The organism is Desulforamulus aquiferis (assembly GCF_030577015.1).
Classification (GTDB): Bacteria; Bacillota; Desulfotomaculia; order Desulfotomaculales; family Desulfotomaculaceae; genus Desulfotomaculum; species Desulfotomaculum aquiferis.
On the sequence record NZ_JARPTC010000008.1, the window covers coordinates 61,801 to 81,141 of the forward strand.

General features: G+C 36.5%; 16 protein-coding genes and 1 pseudogene. 16 read left to right on the top strand and 1 reads right to left on the bottom strand.

The features are described 5' to 3' along the window. The first annotated feature begins 525 nt into the window (after window positions 1–525). From wbaP to P6N53_RS06460, 9 genes are all read left to right on the top strand, one after another. Window positions 526–2,040 carry an undecaprenyl-phosphate galactose phosphotransferase WbaP gene (gene wbaP, locus P6N53_RS06420; protein ID WP_304541977.1) on the top strand — a complete coding sequence of 505 codons (1,515 nt, stop codon included), beginning with the start codon at window positions 526–528 and terminating at the stop codon, window positions 2,038–2,040. Window positions 2,041–2,168: 128 nt separating this feature from the next. Next, window positions 2,169–3,197, top strand: a complete 1,029-nt coding sequence (locus tag P6N53_RS06425; protein ID WP_304541978.1) for a GHMP family kinase ATP-binding protein — start codon at window positions 2,169–2,171, stop codon at window positions 3,195–3,197. A gap of 43 nt (window positions 3,198–3,240) precedes the next feature. Then, window positions 3,241–3,891 (top strand): D-sedoheptulose-7-phosphate isomerase, encoded by a 651-nt coding sequence (locus P6N53_RS06430; protein ID WP_304541979.1) that lies wholly within the window; start codon window positions 3,241–3,243, stop codon window positions 3,889–3,891. 2 nt (window positions 3,892–3,893) lie between these two features. Next, window positions 3,894–4,589, top strand: coding sequence for a nucleotidyltransferase family protein (locus tag P6N53_RS06435; RefSeq protein WP_304541980.1), 696 nt, complete (start codon window positions 3,894–3,896; stop codon window positions 4,587–4,589). Beyond that, window positions 4,586–5,041 (top strand): D-glycero-alpha-D-manno-heptose-1,7-bisphosphate 7-phosphatase, encoded by a 456-nt coding sequence (locus P6N53_RS06440; RefSeq protein WP_373323011.1) that lies wholly within the window; start codon window positions 4,586–4,588, stop codon window positions 5,039–5,041. The genes P6N53_RS06435 and P6N53_RS06440 overlap by 4 nt, the downstream gene beginning before the upstream one ends. 183 nt (window positions 5,042–5,224) lie before the next feature. Further along, window positions 5,225–6,319, top strand: a complete 1,095-nt coding sequence (locus tag P6N53_RS06445; RefSeq protein ID WP_304541981.1) for a glycosyltransferase family 4 protein — start codon at window positions 5,225–5,227, stop codon at window positions 6,317–6,319. A gap of 239 nt (window positions 6,320–6,558) precedes the next feature. After that, window positions 6,559–7,713, top strand: a complete 1,155-nt coding sequence (locus P6N53_RS06450) for an EpsG family protein (protein WP_304541982.1) — start codon at window positions 6,559–6,561, stop codon at window positions 7,711–7,713. A gap of 89 nt (window positions 7,714–7,802) precedes the next feature. Continuing rightward, window positions 7,803–8,951, top strand: a complete 1,149-nt coding sequence (locus tag P6N53_RS06455; protein ID WP_304541983.1) for a polysaccharide pyruvyl transferase family protein — start codon at window positions 7,803–7,805, stop codon at window positions 8,949–8,951. Between the two features lie 146 nt (window positions 8,952–9,097). After that, complete coding sequence (locus tag P6N53_RS06460) at window positions 9,098–10,306, top strand: Coenzyme F420 hydrogenase/dehydrogenase, beta subunit C-terminal domain (protein WP_304541984.1); 1,209 nt, start codon at window positions 9,098–9,100, stop codon at window positions 10,304–10,306. Between the two features lie 344 nt (window positions 10,307–10,650). On the opposite strand, the pseudogene P6N53_RS06465 reads toward P6N53_RS06460, so the two are convergent. Then, window positions 10,651–12,082 (bottom strand): annotated as a pseudogene (locus tag P6N53_RS06465) (IS5 family transposase). 229 nt (window positions 12,083–12,311) lie between these two features. On the opposite strand from P6N53_RS06465, the gene murJ reads away from it, so the two are divergent. From murJ to P6N53_RS06495, 7 genes are all read left to right on the top strand, one after another. Beyond that, window positions 12,312–13,886 (top strand): murein biosynthesis integral membrane protein MurJ, encoded by a 1,575-nt coding sequence (murJ, locus tag P6N53_RS06470; RefSeq protein ID WP_304541985.1) that lies wholly within the window; start codon window positions 12,312–12,314, stop codon window positions 13,884–13,886. A gap of 337 nt (window positions 13,887–14,223) precedes the next feature. Further along, window positions 14,224–14,370 (top strand): hypothetical protein, encoded by a 147-nt coding sequence (locus P6N53_RS18730; RefSeq protein WP_373323012.1) that lies wholly within the window; start codon window positions 14,224–14,226, stop codon window positions 14,368–14,370. A 123-nt stretch (window positions 14,371–14,493) separates the two neighbouring features. Further along, window positions 14,494–15,432, top strand: coding sequence for a tyrosine-type recombinase/integrase (locus tag P6N53_RS06475; protein WP_304541986.1), 939 nt, complete (start codon window positions 14,494–14,496; stop codon window positions 15,430–15,432). Window positions 15,433–15,665: 233 nt separating this feature from the next. After that, window positions 15,666–16,589, top strand: coding sequence for a site-specific tyrosine recombinase/integron integrase (gene xerA, locus P6N53_RS06480; protein WP_304541987.1), 924 nt, complete (start codon window positions 15,666–15,668; stop codon window positions 16,587–16,589). A gap of 122 nt (window positions 16,590–16,711) precedes the next feature. Next, entirely contained in the window at window positions 16,712–17,119 is a 408-nt protein-coding gene (mntA, locus tag P6N53_RS06485; RefSeq protein ID WP_304541988.1) for a type VII toxin-antitoxin system MntA family adenylyltransferase antitoxin, read from the top strand. Continuing rightward, window positions 17,112–17,537 carry a type VII toxin-antitoxin system HepT family RNase toxin gene (gene hepT, locus P6N53_RS06490; RefSeq protein WP_304541989.1) on the top strand — a complete coding sequence of 142 codons (426 nt, stop codon included), beginning with the start codon at window positions 17,112–17,114 and terminating at the stop codon, window positions 17,535–17,537. The genes mntA and hepT overlap by 8 nt, the downstream gene beginning before the upstream one ends. Window positions 17,538–18,170: 633 nt before the next feature. Further along, on the top strand, window positions 18,171–18,749 hold the full coding sequence (locus P6N53_RS06495; RefSeq protein WP_304541990.1) for a Uma2 family endonuclease: 579 nt from the start codon (window positions 18,171–18,173) through the stop codon (window positions 18,747–18,749). The last annotated feature ends 592 nt before the right edge of the window (window positions 18,750–19,341 follow it).

The following is a 19,341-nucleotide window of genomic DNA, read 5'->3' on the forward strand; positions in this document are numbered from 1 at the left end:
TAATTTAAAACTTTGTCATTGTCGAATAATGTATTATATTAGCGTATATTATCGGAAATTTCTAACAAAAAACATGTCATTATTAAAGGGATATTGTGTTTTATGTGGAATAAAATTACAAAATAGTACTAGAATCATACTATAATTTTTAAACCAATTCTGTTTTAGAGATATTTGTATTATTGTGCTTGGTAAAACCTAAACCTTAGGGTGAAGATAGTGGAAAAACATGCATATCATCCTAAAGTTTTATTTTTGTCCTAATTATAGGACTAAAGTCACACTGATGTCAGGACAAAATGACTAAAGTTGTCGAATATCAACACAAACGCAGATTTGGGTGAAGATTTACTAGTTAATATTATTGAATTACTATGCGTTGGTAAACAGTGTACATAAAGGAACTTAAAACCACCCCAGTCTCTAATTACTGTGGTGGTTTTATAGACTAAGGAACGCTAGGGCCAGGTAATTATATCAAACGGAGATTTCACGCAGTTACTTAGTTGAGTGGAGGGGAGAACGATGTCTGTTGGTCCACGAATCGATGATCCAGCTATTCGGGTGGACAGCCTTTCATTAGCAAAACGACATCAAGGTACAGGGTTAAGAAAGCACTTGTCCGCCGTTCTGGGTGTGACGATTCTTGTTTTCAATGATCTGCTGGCTCTAGTTATTTCTATGGGTTTGGCATACCTAAGTCGAGTCAGCGTTTTGCCGTTTATTTATGAAGGATTTCAGCCTATCCAGAGAGATGCATTGCTGAACCTCTGGTGGTTTCCACTGCTTACTGTTATTGTTCTAGCCTATGAAGGTATGTACCATAATCGCCTTCCCTTTTGGAGGGGGGCTAAGAGATTGGTAAAAGCTGTAACCTGGTCTATAGTGTTTGCAATTTTATTTATGTACCTTTCCAAATCATTAGATTATTCAAGAGCCCTCATTGTATTAACCTACATATATGCTGTTCTGCTACTACCACTTAGTAGATATCTTATAAAGTTCTCCTTGAACAAAGCAGGGTTGTGGCAAAAATCCGTTCTCATTTTAGGTGCAGGGAAGACTGCGGAACTAGTAATAAAAGGTTTCGAGAGAGAAAGTACAATGGGCTATAGACCTGTTGGCTTGCTTGAGGACGATCCTAAGAAGAAAGGAATTCTTAGAGGTAATCGCATTGTTCCTGTGTTAGGTAAATTTGAAGAAGTTGAAGAAGTTATGAAACGTACAGGAGTAAGAGATGTAATTATTGCTGTTCCGGGTTTAGAAAATAAGAAGTTAGTTAATCTAACTAACTTACTGCAGAATATGTCCGCTAATGTCATGCTAGTACCTGACCTTTTTGGAATTCCATTAACGGGCATTAGAGTAAACCATTTGTTTGATGAGAAGACTTTGATGTTATCTATGCAGAACAACTTAGCATCAGTATGCAATGTGATTCTAAAGAGAACTTTTGATATTGTGGTAGCTTGTTCTATGTTAACAGTAGTGTTGCCCGTAATGATTGGAATTGTAATAGCAATAATAATAGATTCAAAAGGACCTGCAATTTTCGCACATAAGCGTGTTGGTAAAGACGGTAAATCCTTTAAATGTTTCAAATTTAGAACCATGGTAACTAATTCCCAGGATGTTCTAGAAAAGTTATTAGCCAGTAATCCAGAAATCCGCGAAGAATGGGAAAGAGAATTCAAATTAAAGAATGACCCTCGAATTACTAGGGTTGGAAACTTCTTAAGGAAAACAAGCCTTGATGAACTACCCCAGATATTTAATGTTCTGCTAGGGCAGATGAGCTTGGTAGGTCCACGCCCAATTGTTCAGAAAGAAGTTGAAAAATACGGCGAATACTTTAAGGATTTTAAGATGGTTCTTCCAGGTATAACTGGACTTTGGCAGGTTAGTGGTAGGAATGATGTTGATTATGATGAGAGAGTTCAACTAGATGTGTGGTATGTTCGAAATTGGTCGTTATGGATGGATATTACTATATTGATACGTACAGTTGGAGTTGTTTTAGGTAAAAAAGGAGCGTATTAAAAGGATTACTAGCAATTATTTTATTAGATCCTTTGATAGATGAGCGTATCTTCTATTTAAATTGTTTGAAGTGACATAGTGATCAATGGAGTAGTAGTTAAGAAGAAATAATAAGGAAGGAAGAAATTATGATAATACGTTCAAAAGCTCCATTAAGATTAGGCCTTGCGGGTGGGGGTACCGATGTTTCTCCCTTCAGTGATGCACATGGGGGTTGTGTTCTAAATGTAACAATAGATATGTATGCATACTGTACTATTGAGCCTACAAATGACGGCATTGTTGGGTTTTATGCAGTAGATAGAAGTGAACAATTTGTATCTCCAAGTGTACCAAGATTTGAGATTGATAGTACTCTAAAATTACATAAGGGTATATATAATCGTATTGTTAATGAGTTTACTAAGGGAGAAAAACTATCATTTAGGATGACTACCTATTCCGATGCCCCTGCTGGTTCTGGATTAGGCTCATCCTCAACTATGGTTGTTGCTATTCTTAAAGCATATATGGAGTGGCTAAATTTACCCTTGGGAGAATATGATCTGGCGTCACTTGCATACGAGATTGAGAGAGTGGATCTAAAATTATCTGGAGGAAAGCAAGACCAATATGCGGCAACTTTTGGTGGTTTTAATTATATTGAATTTTATAAAGACAATCGCGTAGTTGTGAATCCTCTAAGGATTAAGAATTGGATAAAAAATGAAATTGAGAGTTCTTTAATTCTGTACTACACGGGAACATCAAGAGAGAGTGCGGCAATCATTGAAGAGCAGATAAGAAATACTTCAGCTAAAAACTCTAGCGGTTTAAGTGGTCTACATGAATTAAAACTACAAGCAGAAATAATGAAAGAAACAGTCTTAAAAGGAGATTTTGAAGGATTCGCACAGAGTTTGAAAAAAGGATGGGAAGCTAAGAAGAAGACTTCTTCGATAGTAACAAATAGTAGAATTGAAGAGATATACGATTATGTCATGGAGCATGGAGGTAAGGCGGCAAAAATATCTGGAGCTGGTGGCGGTGGATTTATGATGATAATTTGTGATCCGAAGCGCCGGTATGAGTTAATTAAAAAGTTAAAACATACTGATGGACAGGTGATGCTTGCTGCATTTACTGAAAAAGGTACTCAGGCATGGACAATTTATTAATATTTCTTAAGACAGCTAAATGGATAGCAAGGGGACGTGTTGGATGAAGGATTATACAAAAGCAATACTTTTAGATCTTATAAATCGTATGCCGGATTTGAAATTTTGCAGAGATAATATTCTCTTAGCAGTTCAGTGTATTATCCATTGTTATCGGGAAGGTAATAAACTACTAACTTGTGGAAATGGTGGCAGTGCTTCTGATGCACAACATATCGTTGGAGAATTAATGAAATCATTTGTTTTGACAAGGGTATTACCACTGTCTAAACAGAAGGAAATCAGAGAGTGTTTTCCAAATAGTGCGGATTACCTCATAGAAAATTTACAGGTTGCACTTCCTGCAATTTCTCTTATTGGAGAAACGGCTCTTACCACAGCCTATGCAAATGATGTGACGTCGGACCTATCCTTTGCACAACAGGTTTTGGGTTACGGAAGTAGAGGGGACATTCTAATTGCATTCAGTACTTCTGGGAATTCTAACAATGTTTTATATGCTAGTCAGGTTGCAAAGGTGCAGGGGATGACTGTAATTGCCTTCACTGGTGAAAAAGGTGGTAAGCTCCGCGAACTTGCAGATATTATTATCGATGTTCCTAGCGATGAAACATATAGAATACAGGAATATCATCTTCCTATTTACCATGCTTTATGTATGGCAGTTGAGTATGAATTTTTTGGTGAGGAATGACTATGGAAGCAGTTATTTTAGCTGGCGGATTTGGAACTAGATTAAAGCATATTGTTTCAGATGTGCCTAAACCCATGGCTCCTGTGTGTGGAAAACCATTTTTGGAATATATAATAAATTATCTTAAGTCAAACGGTGTAAGAAGAATAGTATTGGCTGTTGGATATATGAGGGAGAAAATCATAGAGTATTTTGGAACTGATTTTCATGGAGTAAGCATTGTTTATTCTGAGGAAGAAACTCCCCTTCTTACGGGGGGGGCGATAAAAAAGGCTCTTTCCTACTGCAAGAATGATAATATATTTGTTATAAATGGAGATACATATTTTGGTGTTGATTTAAAGCAGATGCATGAATGCTTTGTTAGTAGCAGATCTGTATTAAAAATTGCGGTTAAACATATGTATAATTTCGATAGATATGGCACAGTTGAGTTTACGGGTGAGCGAATCATAAATTTCTATGCAAAACGTCTAATTAAAGGTGGCTTTATCAATGGGGGAGTTTATTTAATGAAAAAGTCGCTACTAGACGGATATGGTGGTGCTTTCTCCTTTGAAACGGACGTTATGGAAAAACTAGTTAACAATATTCATATTACGGTATTTCAATCGAACGGCTATTTTATTGATATTGGAGTACCTGACGATTACGCAAGAGCCCAGATTGATTTTAAACAAATGAGGAAAGAACGATGAACAAAGCAGCCTTTTTCGACAGAGATGGGACGATCAATGTAGAAGTAAATTATTTATACAAAATAGAGGACTTGAAATTTATTGAAGGAATTCCTGAGTTGATAAAAAAATATAACGACAATGGATATAAGGTCATTATTGTAACAAATCAAGCAGGGATAGCCAGGGGATATTATACTGAGGAGGACATGCATAAACTGCATAGACACATTAATGCAGAACTTAAAAAGATAGGAGCTCATATTGACGCGTTTTATTTTTGCCCACACCATCCAGAACACGGGATTGGGAAATACAAGGTTGATTGCAATTGCCGTAAGCCCAAACCGGGAATGATTGAGCAGGCGATTAAAGACTTTGATATTGATGTAAGCCAGTCAATATTGTTTGGGGACAAGCCATGGGATATTGAAGCAGGAGAAAAATGTGGCATTTTAAGCATTGTTGTATGATGTTTGAACCCGCGTTTGATAATAATTAGTAAACATTTGGGACATTTGGGGTAGGTTCGGTTTTGCTATTACATTAAAAAGGAATGAAACAATCATAGTAAGTACAAGTAGTATTTTTTCTAAAAAATATTTATGGAAAGAGAAGAATTTAAATAATTTTGGACAGGCCATGGAGGCTAGCATATGAATGTTGTATTGGTATCCTTTTCTACACTTCCAACATTGCAAAATTATTTATACTACGCCTATGGGCATTTGCTGGAGATGGGTCTCAATGTATATACAGTAGGGGCGGATGAGATACAGGCCAATGTTGAGATTGGTGAAAGAAACATAACAGTATCTGTTCCAAGCTCACCGCTCCCTACACTTTCCTCATTAAAAGTGATGATACAGAAAATAGATATTATATCTGAACAAATTGAGGCACTGAATCCAGATATTGTACATTTTGTTTCAAAGCATACATGGAACTACATGTTAATTAGAAAATTAAAAAACCGTACTTCTGCAAAACTTATACATACCTTTCACGACCCTATTGGACATAAGGGCGACTTAGTACGTTATGGTGTTATTTTATATTACAAAGTAATTGGGAGTATTGTTGACGGGGTTGTTGTACATTCAGATAACTGCTATAAAGAGACAATTGAGAAACTTAAGCCAAAGGCTGAAGTGTTTCATGCTCCGTTGGGTTGTACCAAGTGGCATGCATATAGAGAGCCAAAACAAATCTTAAAAAAATTGCTTATTTTCGGGCGAATTAACCCGTATAAAGGATGCGATTTGGTACCCGCTATTGCAAGAGAAATAGAAAAAAGAGATAGTGAAATAAATATTATTATTGCTGGTAAGGCTTCTAAAGACGTGAAAGCGAAGACCTTAGATGCAATTGCAAAATGCCCAAACATTAAATTTTATAACTCATTTGTTTCAGAAGATGAGCTTGATCAATACTTTTACAATTGTGATGTAGTGCTGATTACACATACTTCCATTACACAGTCAGGTGTGATTTTAGATGCTTATAGTCATAGTAAGCCAATCGTTGCATTTCAGATAGATGGAATACAAGAATTTTTATGGGATACTGAGTGGAGTGTGCGGGCATTTGATATTAGTGCATATGCTCAGAAAGTATATCAGTTAGTATCTGATATTCATACACTGCGATTACAGTCTAAATTATCATGGGAGTTTGGGAAAAATCATTTTGCTAGTGAAAAAATGGCTGAATCTTTGTTTAAGATATACACAACTAATCAGATTGATTAAGGAAGGCACCCTCTCCATTGTTCGGTATGAAGGGGCATGAAAAAGTATACGATATCTGTCATATTAATTATGAGGAAAAAATATGCTTTTTACCACTCCCTGGTCGTCAATCAAAAAAACCTATGACTTACAATACTTTACTTATATTTTTACACAGAAAAGAAGTATTAAAATGTTTTTAGTAATTCTCTTTTTACTTTGACATTGAATTGCTTCCTCAAATAGGGGGTTGCTAAGAAATGATATGGTACCTCATTATTCTAGGGATGTTTTTGTTATTAGGATGTTATACTATTATTCTTAAAAAATTAGGTTGTGATTTTACAAAGATCGCTTTTATTATATGCTGTTTTGTATTATTTTTATTTGCCGCCTTACGTTCGGTAAATGTCGGTGCTGATACTGCACAATATCAATGGATCTTTGATTGGGTTAAGAACCTAAGCTTTCCCCAAATCTATACTTCTCAATCCTACACTTATTGGGATGCTGAGTATACATATAAAATTTACAATAAATTACTTTCTTTTATTTCACAGAGCAGTCAAACAGTAACAGTTGCAAACAGTGTATTGTTAATTGCTTTCCTAGCCCTTCTAATTAGGCGCCAATCTCCAGACTGGTGGTTAAGTATTTTTCTTTATCTTACGTTAGGATTTTACCAGACTGCGTTAAACTTAACACCTTCTTCTATTTCCTCCCTTATAGCAATGGGAGCGATTCCATATGCATGGGGAAAAAAACCACTATATTATTTTTTGCAAATTGCGGTAGCTATGGTAATTCATCAATCGGCATTAATATTTTTGCCGCTATATTTCATTTTTAAATTTCAACTAACTCAGAAACGTTTCTTAATACTCTTAGGTAGTGGATTTATTCTTAGTATGCTTTATGATATTTTACAAAAGCCTATTGCTTGGGTAATACCTACAAGTTATCAGATATATATTTCTAGTGTTGAACAGATTGGGATAACATCTCAAATATATGTGTGGTTAGTACATGTTTTACTTATTATGATATGTTGGTTTGCGGCTTGTAGGGTTAGAAGAAGACAAGAATTTTTTCAAAACAACAAGATTGGTTTGTACATGTTTTTAATTGAAAGTGTGATGTATTTTTTCGCATTTGAAAATAAAATGTTTTCACGTGTTTCTTTTCTATTTTCGGTTTATCTAATTATTACTATTCCTAATATGTTAGCTTTTTCAATAAGGAAAGGTGTAAAAGAGACATTATATCTAAATAAAAACCAGACTACTACACGACAAAAATTTAGTCATTTTTACTATGTTTTAATTGTCATTGTTTGTATAGCTCAATATATCTTAAGAATGAATGTTAATAACATAGGTGCTACCATTCCATATGAATTTTTCTTTAACTATTAAAGGGATTACTTCATTTTAATGTCTGGAATATATAAAAGATATTATTATATTTGAAGACCATGCTAGTGGGAGACAGAAGGAGGATGAGAATGATAAAAAAGATTGGAATTATGACCTTGTATCATAAAAACTATAATTTTGGCGGACAGCTTCAAGCATATGCACTTCAGAAGGAACTCGAACGGTTGGATTTTGAAAGTGAGGTGATCGACTGCGAGTTAGCTAGTATGAACGGCATATGGGATCGCTTTAGGTATCTAGGATTAGTGCAGTCGGCAAAGATATTTAAGAAGAAGATAGGATTAAAGTTGAGGCGACTAAATCCTAAATTTCGGTCACAAATGGTTGCAAGAGAGATTAAATTTCGTGAATTCGCTAATTCTATTCCACATTCGCCTTTTTGCACAGTAGATACTGTGAGGTCTTGCACCGAACGGTATGATTACTTTATCACTGGCAGCGATCAAGTTTGGAATCCGGGGCTTTGGAGAGATGCGCTCTTCCTTAACTTTGTTCCGCCCGGGAAAAAAAGAATTTCTTATGCCGCAAGTATTGGGGTTCCTCGCCTATCAGATGATGAGAAAGCCTATATGGGAACAAATTTGAACCATTTTCATGCCGTTTCAGTACGTGAGATAGGGACAAAAAAGCTAATTGAGGGTTTTTGGAAAGGCAAGATTTCTATTACTCTTGATCCAACACTACTGTTTGACAAAAAATTCTGGGATGGTATTGCAATTCAGCCTATGATTAAGGAGCCATATGTATTTGTATATATGATAGGAAGCAATGAGCATACAAAGAAGAATGTTTATGATTTCTGTTGCCGCAGTGGCATACGGATGGTTTCTGTCCCGCATACACAGGGGTACTATAAGCCAGAGGACGAGCAGTACAGTGATATTTTAGCTTATGATATTGGCCCTTGTGAATGGATAGGTTTAATTCGTAATGCTACTTATGTGTTCACGGATTCCTTTCACGGAACTGCTTTTTCAGTAAACTATAACAAAAATTTCTGGTGTTTTGAACCTAAGGTGGACAAAGATGTGCCAACAGGTAGCCTAAGGATAGAAAGCTTACTGCTACAGCTTGGTTTACAGGATAGAATCCTACAATTTAAGGGAAATCTAACAGACAATCAGTTAAGCCAACCTATTAATTATAATAAATCAGAACTGCTTCTGGATGCATTACGCCAGGATTCGAGAACATTTTTGGTCAATGCGATTAAGTGAATCTAGTTTTTGATAATCCAATTCCCTAGCATTTTTGAAGAGTCCATCCAGCTTGGAGAATTTATACTGAGGCTGTTAATTTAAAGTATGCTACGATGGTAGCCTCTATCTAAAGAGCTAAATAGAGAGGGTGAGTTGTTTTTGCGATGGATTATAACGGTACAGTAACGCCAAACGTCGTAAAGGAATTGGCTAATTGTACCGGCTGTGGTGCATGTGTCAATATATGTGTACATAATGCTATAAAAATGTATTGGATTGAAGGATTTTTATACCCAAGAATTAACATGAGTTCCTGTATGAAGTGCGGACAATGTCATAGGATTTGCCCAGCAAATCAAGGGAGTGGTAATACCTATTACGATAATAGACATAAGCCACCTAGGGCCTATGCTGTGCAGGTGTTAGATGAGGATGTTCGTGCTGTCAGTTCTTCGGGGGGGGTGTTTTCCCAACTAGCAGATCAGATACTTAAGGCGGGCGGAGCAGTTTATGGTGTACAGTACACACCTGAGTTTAAAACTGCACACACTTGCGTGACTGATAGTGCTTCTCTTGGTCGATTACGTGGCTCAAAGTATTTGCAGAGTGAGATGGGCCTTGCCATGAGAGAGGCGAAGACGATGTTGCTAACCGGACAGCTTGTACTGTTTTCAGGAACCCCCTGTCAAATCGGAGGACTAAAATCCTATCTGGGGAAAGGTTTTGACAATTTATTTTGTGTTGATATAGTTTGTCATGGGGTTCCAAGCCCACTGGTATGGGAAAAATATCTTGCTTATAGGATGAAGAATGCAGAAAGTAAGTACATGCCTACTAGGGTTAATATGCGCAGCAAAAAAAGTGGCTGGACCCGGTACTCATATTCAATGGAAATTGCTTTTGATAACGGAAATGTTTATCTGAAGCACAATCGTAAGGATCCATACATGAGTTGCTTTGCTAGTGATATCTGTTTGCGAGAATCATGCTATCACTGCCAATATAGAAAAGTTGAGCACGAAGCTGCAGATTTGACGTTGGCAGATTTCTGGGGGGTGGAGAAGCAACATCTCGAAATGGATGACAATAAAGGCACATCGCTTGTATTGATACATACTGAAAAGGGAGCCGAATTACTACAGCAGTGCACTGGTTTCATTAAGATGGTTAAGACAGATATAAACAGAGCAGTTGCCGCAAATCAGGGGGCTCTGCAGCAACCGTTGCAAAGCCGTCATCGCCTAAAGCTAGAATTCATGCATTTGGTTAATGAAAGTTCATTTGAACTAGCTTATCGAAAGATGATAAGAAAATTGTATTTTGTCAAGGTGCTCGATAAGTTCAAAAACTTTCTGAAGAGAGACAATGCATAAGAGTAGAGCTTAAACTTACAAATTGTAGCAGAAGGAGGCGGAACAGTTTTAGGTATTTCATTAGCGTTCGTTTATAGAGGTTCATGAATAATATTGGGAGCCATGTTACTATGCAGTAGAACTTTTAAGATAATATATGGATTATTGTAATTGCAAAATGTGTATTAATGGGGTGTGTATTGGACCATCTAAGAACGTTATACTTGTCACTGAATGTTAGTAGAAGAACCTAAAATTTAAGTATAATCCAATAGTTTAGATATTCTAGAAGTATTGCTCTGATATCTTGTTCTTACTTTTTTTAAAGTATAAATATAATTAGGGTTAGCTGAACAAATCCCATTTTACCTATAACACCAAAATTGTGGCACAGTGGAAGACCAGATTCCATTCAACAGGTGCCGCAGAAAATTGAACAAAAGAACACGGAGCCTATGCTCCAAGTTCATCACCAGGAACTGTAGACAAATTACACTTTCTGCTGTTTCTTTGAGCCGAGCCATAATACGTCCTAATCCATAGCGACGCTTGCCTTCACCAAATTTTCCTTCAACGGCATTACGTTCGCTGGCATCTTGTCGTTCGAGGGGTATTTGCTCCTTCTGTTTTTCTTTGTCAACCAGCGGTTTTCCTAGCCTTGGTCCGCTGAGGCGTATTTCAAGCCCGGCACAGTATCGAAGGTTATCTCTATTCCGATAGATTTTATCGGCTTGAACAACTTTGGGATAGTAGCCATACCTCTTGTGGTATCGTTCCACTGATTCCATTAAGGTAGTTGATTCATTAAAGGCATCCCAGCTCAGCTTTTCTACATAGGCATAGCCTTCTACAATGCTGATGGCTACTTTGCTACCGAACTCAACATCAGTCTTGGCTTTACCTCTGACAATGGGACGTATATGATGCTGCTGTTCATAGACTTTGCGTATGGTGTTTAAATTTTCTTAATGCTTCCGGCCTAGGCCATGCCCGTCGCCAGCTTGAGTAAGCAGCCCGTCTACAGCACGCAGGTTCCGGGCAACATAGCGTAACTGCTGGCCGATAGCCTTCCGGATCGCTTTCTTCTCGGGTTTCCGATTGCGTACAATGCTTAAGTAAGCTTTACGAGCGATCTTGCGATAAGTGCGTGGTCTTTTGCTGGGTTTACCAATGCTCTTGTGTACGATATCTATAACTTCATCCAACTTCTCCCTGGCTTCGTTAAGCAAGGAGAGTTCAGTGGGGTAGCGAATATCTGCCGGAGTACAGGTGGCATCCAGGATGAGCTTACCCTGGTTTTTGTGATATACCTCAAAGGAGGAAGCCTTCTTTTCTTGTGTGGTGGTTTCCTCTACATTAGTGCCACCATGAGGCGGGTCGGACTTATCATCATCGTCGGCTTTTTTCTCTTCAACTTTCTTGGCTGCACTGCAGATTTCTTCATTGATAGCTTTTAAGGTCTCTGCGTTAAAACGCTTACGAAAATGCACCATGAGAGAAGGGTCAAATGGTGGGGAGTCCTGGTATATCCTAAATCCAATGAAATATTGGAGGCAAGGTTTTTCCGTAATCTGCTCGACGGTCTCGCGATCAATAAACCTACACTTTTCTTGGATAATGAGTGCCCCGAGGGCCATCCGGACGGGTTTGGCCACCTGTCCACGCTTGCCCTTAAAAAGTTTAGCGTAGCGCTCTTCGATGGTATCCCAAGGGATAATTTTTGCCAGCTCTAAGTTTTCCTTCGAAGGGTAACACAAATTCTTCGATGTACAGTTGGTTTTCCAGTTTCTGGAACATTATTTTCCTCCAAGTGCACGAATTTTGCAGGGTTTACTGCATTTTCCTTGCATCTTATTTCGACATTAATGTTCATGAATCCTTGATTTATATGGGTTTTTGTTTGTTTCAGCTAGCCCTAATTAGTCGTGCCCGAAGGGATTATCCTATGGTTCTGTGGTCTAGTTTTAAAAAATTATAGCCGGACGTCGAATGGTACAGAGTAAACTAGGTTAGGATTGACTATATAATGAATAAGCAAGGAACGGGAACAGTTGTAAAGGCAACCCTAGTTATTGCAATAATTACTATATTTGCTAAAGTACTAGGTTTTGCAAGAGAAGCAGTTATCGCGAGAGAATACGGTGCAACTAGTATTGCAGATGCATTTCTAGTTGTTTTTAATATTCCTTATATGTTTAATGGGATATTAAATGCAGCCCTTGTTGTAGTTGTTGTACCTATCTTAATGCAATATCAAATTAATAATAAAACTGAAGAGGCAAGAAGACTTTTTAGTACGGTATTTATACTATTTCTAAGTATATTAGCCTTTGTTATTATTATCGGCATCTGGAAGTCCAACGATATTATTAATTTATTTGCCCCTGGATTTGATCTGGAAACATCAGAATTAGCATCTAACTTAGCATTAATAATGTTCCCGTCAATATTATTCTTTGCATTGGCAAATTTCTTTGCGGGTTTACTAAATACGCACAATATATTTGCTCCATCAGCATTGGCTCCCGTTGTATTAAATACAGTAATTATTGGGACTGCCTTTACAGTTGCAAAGACATTTGGTGTTTATGGTCTTGCCTGGGGGGTTCTTTTAGGGACTATAGTAATGGCATTAATTCAGGTTCCTTTTCTAAAGTATACCGATTTTAGATTTCGTGCAGTTATAGATATAAAAGATGAAGGTGTACGTAAAGTATTTGGTTTAATGTTACCTATATTTATAGGTAGTGGGGTAGCACAAATAAATATTTTAATATACTACTACTTAGGATCTGGTCTTGCAGAGGGTACAATATCTGCCCTTAATTATGCAACTAAGCTTATACTTTTACCGCAAGGAATATTTGTAATGGCGGTTGCCACTGCCATATTTCCAAGTTTAAGCAGATCAGTTGCTAATATTGACCGGGAGCAGTTCTCCAATATTCTAGTTAAAGGATCTAAAATGGTTTTTCTTCTTTCGGTACCTGCAGTAGTTGGCTTAATTGTATTACGGGAACCGATTGTTGCGGTGCTTTTTAAACGGGGTGCCTTTGATGAGAGGGCACTGTTGTTAACTTCAGGAGTATTATTATTTCTTTCTATTGGATTAATAGGTCAATGCTTGAGTCCGGTTATGACTAGGGGCTTTTATGCTTTGCAGGAGACATTAACTCCAGTAAAGGTTTCAATATTAACGGTAGCTATTAATATTGTTATATCATTATTATTAGTAAAAAGAATGGAGCATCTTGGCTTAGCCCTTGCTAATTCCGTGGCAATGACAGTTAATGTTATTTTGTTAGGATTTTTGCTTAGGAAACATATTACCAGAATTATGGGCAGGGGTTTGATTAGTTTTAGCTGTAAAGTTGTTATTTCTTCTGTAGTTATGGGTATGGCAGTGTATTCTGTAGATAATTTTCTTGCTAATATATTAAGCAGTCTTTCACTTAGATTATTGATAGATATAACACTTGGTGGACTTGTTTATTTTATCATGGCATTTATTCTAAAAACAGATGAACTGTATTATGTTTTAGATCTGGTGAAGGGTGTTATAAATAAAAGGACATCTCTAAGAAAGAAATTTGCTGGTTAGGTTATATTAAAAATATTTTCCAAAACCTCACCTAAATGTTCATTGTTCAAGAAGTATTCGTTGCTATGGAAAAATTACATTTATCCCCATATGGGTTGCAATAAGTATGGTATCTGAGATGTTAGTTGAAACATCACTCTTCAATTGGTAGAATAAGTAATATAAGTTTCTTCTGGGGGGTGCTTTTAATAAAATTATACAAAGGTTCCATTAATCATGAACTTTTACAATGTTGCAAAGAATTAGTGATAAGTAGCGCCCCTAAAGCGCAATTAGTTCTTTATGGTTCAAGGGCTGAAGAATCACTGGATGAAGCTAATTTACTCTTTAACTCGGAGTGCGTTCATTATTTAATCAATACTGGGTAAAAAAAGAGCTTGTTAGCAAAGAACTTGGAAAATTTTACTCAGAAATCTTTGATTACAGGCAAGAAAGTGATTATACCGATTATGCCTGCTTTGATAGGGAACAAGTAGAGACCTAAATTAATGAATCAAGAGTCTTTGTACAGATCGTAAAGTCTAAATTACCAAAAATACTTTAAATTAATACGAAGATACAAAGAAGGAGAAGTAGCTTAAACATCAAAATGAAAGGGCCGTTCACTATGGGTGAAACGAATAAAACCATAGCCGAACATGTTCAAGATTTTTTGATTTATCTTAGAGTGGAGAGAGGTTCATCTTCACACAGTATAAAATCATTTTACAATAGTCTAAGGGTTTTTGAAAAATACATAAGCCGAGAGATGGGAGTTATATCAATCAAGGATATAACTCTTACTGTGCTTAGAAAATACCTCTTATACTTAGAAGATGAGAGAGAAAATAGTCCGACAACCAGAGCTCATAAGATATCAACCCTACGCTCTTTTTTTACCTATTTGGTTAGTGAAAGTTACATAGACCAAAACCCTGCTTTGAAGTTATCAAAACCTAAATGCTCTAAAACGCTACCTGTTTATCTAACACCCGAAGAATGCGGGAGGTTTTTGCAGGTAGTAGATAATAATTTACCCAATGCATTAAGAGATATTACCATTATAAAGCTTTTCCTATTTACTGGAATTAGAGCTGGGGAACTGATAAGTTTAAAAGTAATGGATGTTGATTTAACACGTAGGGAAATTAAAGTTATTGGGAAGGGATCTAAGGAGAGAATTCTTCCATTAAATACAGTTATAACAGAACAATTGACTAGGTACCTGGAAGAAAGGCCGAAAGTTAAGACTGGAGCACTCTTTCTAAATTATATTCATGGAGGATACAGGGGGATAAACCAAGAAGAGGTAAACATCCTGTTTAGAAAATATGCAAATATAGCAGGGATTAAAAATAAACAGGTTACCCCTCATAAGCTGAGACATACTTTTGCATCCTTGTTACACCAGAATGATGTTAATATTGTTGATTTACAGCAGCTATTAGGGCATAGTAACATTGTGACAACACAGATGTACACACATACCAATGTTGAACGGCTTAAGAGGGCAGTGGAAAAATTGCCCTTTAAAGAGGCCCGGACCAAATATAATCTCAAGAAATGAAAACCGAGCTGCCTTTGAAGGCATTGATACAGATATATTAAATGGAAACAAAAAGAACAAGAAGATGGTTAAAAATGTTCTTGTTGAAATCTATGCCGATTATTTTGTTGCGGAATCAATTCTTTAACATGCTTTTAAATGAAAATCCAAAGCCGAATTTATACCCTTTATATGTATCCTCAGAACAAGTGTTTGGTGTATAATAAAATCAAACGCTTGCGAGGTGGGGAATAGTGCGGGATTTCATAAGATTTCTTGATGAATTTACCACTTATTTGAGGGTGGAACGAAGGTTTTCTGCCCGAACAATTGAGGAATACACATTAGATTTACGAATATTTAATCAGTTTCTAGTTGAGCAAGTGGGTAGCATTTCTGCAAAAGATATTAACTTACCATTATTAAGAAGGTACTTGCTGTTTTTAGAAGATAAGAGGGCCAATGGGCCGGCCCTGAGGTCCAGGCGGGTATCATCTTTACGTACTTTTTTTAATTACCTCGTTAGTGAAGGCTATTTAGATAATAATCCTGCCCTTAGGTTAGGGAAACCTAAAAAGGAGAAGAAGATTCCTGTTTATTTAACGGTGGAAGAATGTGAGAGGTTTATTAGTGTAATTAGTACTAGTTGTACCCATTCCCTAAGAAACACTACTATTATAAAGTTGTTGGTTTCTACCGGCATGAGGGTAAGTGAAGCTGCTGGTTTAAACCTTAAAGATATTGATTTGACTCGGCAAGAGGTTAAGGTAATGGGGAAGGGTTCTAAAGAAAGGATTATACCTTTAACTGATTCCATTACCTCTCAACTGTCCAGGTATATAGATTCACGGGCTGACATTAAGGAAGAAGCTCTATTCTTAACGCTGGTTAGTGGTAGGTATAAAAGAATAAGTGTTGCCACTATACAAGATATATTTAGGAAATACTCTAAGGCGGCAGAGATTAAAGACAAACATTTGACTCCTCATAAGCTAAGGCATACCTTTGCTACCCTTTTATACCAAAGTGATGTAGATATTGTCGAACTGCAGCAACTATTGGGACATAGTAGTATAGGGACAACCCAGATTTATACCCATACTAGTGCGGATAGACTAAAGTTGGCAGTGGAAAAGATGCCGGTCAAAGAGGAACAAAGCAATTATTTTGCGGATTGAAAGGTTTTTATTCAAGATGTATAAACCCTGCAACCATGGTATAATATGGAAAAGGGCTATTGTTAGATAAGTTGTATTTGTTTAGGTTTATCTTGTCTGGAAGATGAAAGTTAGGTGATATAATGGATAAGCTAATTGCTGTAAAACAAATATTATCAAACTATCCTGATATTATTGCTGTTTATTTGTTTGGTTCTTACATCGAGGACAAAAAGAGGGCTAGAGATATAGACTTAGCCATACTAACAAAAGATTCAGCAAAGAGTCTGGTCAATATATATATGAAGTTATATCCTCAGCTAGCAGAACTCTTTAGCCCCTTAGAGGTAGACTTGCTTTTCTTGAAAAACGCTTCCTTAGCACTTTCACTAGAGATTATAAGTAAAGGAAAAGTTATTTACTGCTGTAATGACGATATTCGCACAGATTATGAATACTATATTTCTGGAAGGTACATGGATTTTAGTTATCACCTAGAAACTGGCTATAAGGAATTATATGAATCAGTAAAGGATGATTTAGGTGTTTAATAATTCTATAATATCTGAAAGGATTGGAATTATAACAAAATCAGTAAATCGACTGAAATTGTTGGCGAGTATGCCACTGGAACAATTCCAAGTTGATGAGGATGCTATAGATATTGCAGAAAACAGATTGCGGAGGGCACTGGAAGCACTATTTGATTTGGGCCGTCACATAGTTATTAAATCAGGGGCAGGTGTACCTGTTGATTACCGTTCAGTGATTGATAAATTAAGGGAAATACATTGCCTGCCCGATGATTTTGCCCAAAATACTATCGGAATGGCAGGTTACCGTAATAGATTAATTCATGACTATAACAAAGTAATGCCCGAGGAAATTTATGAAATTATGCAGAATCGTTTGACAGACTTAACCCAATTTTGCAACTATGTTTTAGATTTTATTAATAAAAAAAAGTAGTTGTGAAGGTAAGCTAAGTGGCGATTCTAGTTACAGGGGAGCTGGCTATATTGGTAGTCATACACCCTCATTTTGTGCAAAAATACGGGGGAAAGAAGTTGGTGTTTAGTAGCTCCCTCGCTGGATCACCTGGCGGGGGAGTTCGCATAAAAAGATATTAGTGTAGCCGCTGAAATAAAAGACTTAAAGTTGATTGATTGATTGGCTCCTATTTTGGCAACGGGAATAAATTGCGGAAGTCCTTAGGTATTGGTAAAATGCAATTTATTTCCACTTAAAAAACAAAAAAGTGGTGAACTTCATGGCAGCAAGGATGTTATTAATTGCCTTTATATTTGTAGTAATCATAGTAGAGTTTTTATTATACAGACAAAAAATCAGGTTTATTAAATATATAACTACGATTATTTATTTTGTCAGCAGTGTTTATTTAGTAAATATAGTACTCAGGGCGGATACTATTGATCCATTTATGGCATTTTTGACCTTAATTATGATTTGTAGTTTTTTCTTTTCTTTCATGCTCAAAATTGCTTTTTGGGGGCAAAGTTAGTATTTCTTTTAAAACAAAGGTTCCTATTATAATAGAAACTAAATTACTGATAGCACAGGGTATAGTAAGGAGAGGGTGAGATGGCTGTAATACCTGGTAAGCATCAGAGATATAGTTATCAAGACTATAAACAGTGGCCTATGGATAAACAATGGGAACTAATAGAGGGGGTAGCTTACGCCTTGTCTCCAGCCCCTTCTACAGAGCATCAACTCATTAGTGGCAATTTGTTCTTTATCATTAAGAGTTACTTGAGAACTTTTGAAAATGATTGTATGGTTTTTTATTCTCCTTATGATGTACTTTTAAAAGGTAAAGAGGAAGATGAAGATAATTGCTCAACTGTAGTTCAGCCCGATCTTCTAGTTGTTTGTGACAAAAGTAAAATCAAGGCAAAGTATTGCCTAGGAGCACCTGACTGGATTGTTGAGATTTCTTCGCCTTCCGCCCCTTCTATGGACTACGTGAAAAAGTTACACCTTTACGAGAAGCATGGAGTTCGGGAATACTGGATTATTAATCCTCAAAACAAACAAGTAATGATTTTTAGATTGAGAGATAATGGGGAATATGATATGCCAGAAATTTATATAGAGAAGGGTATTGCCAATGTTGGTGTTTTTGAGGGTCTGAAGATTAAAGTAGAGGATCTGATCTAGATTAACTTAGTTAAATTATTTTTGTTATGGAGGGTAACCTAGTGCTATCGATGCGTTATTAATAGAATTGTTGGGGGGCTACTTAAGTTCTTTAAGGAGATCGGCGGGGTAGAAGAGCTTGGATCTGGAGTTAGAAATATTTATAAATACAATAATATTTATTCAGGGGCTGAGCCAACATTCGTTGAAGGTGATGTATTTAGACAATTATTCCGTTTCTTCCTAACTCTAGTGACCAAGTTGATAGGACCAGAGAAATATTGGAGTTTTGTAGAACGGCTAGAACTCGGGAGGAGATACAAGACTTTTTAGGAATTCAAAGTAGAAGGTATTTAAGAGCAAAGATATTGAAACCGTGGCCGGGCAAATGTGTGAATTTTGGACAGCTGAGGACATTTTTTACAATAATTATGATTTGTAGTTTTTTCTTTTCTTTCATGATCATAGTTGCTTTTTGGGGTCAAAGTTAATATCTTTGGTCGGATTGAGCTCATCACCTTAACCGGTGATGGTTTTTTTTATACTAAAATAGGAAAGGTTAAAGGTCTCCGGTATTTAATATTTTTCCCGATAAAAACTGACTTTTGGAGGT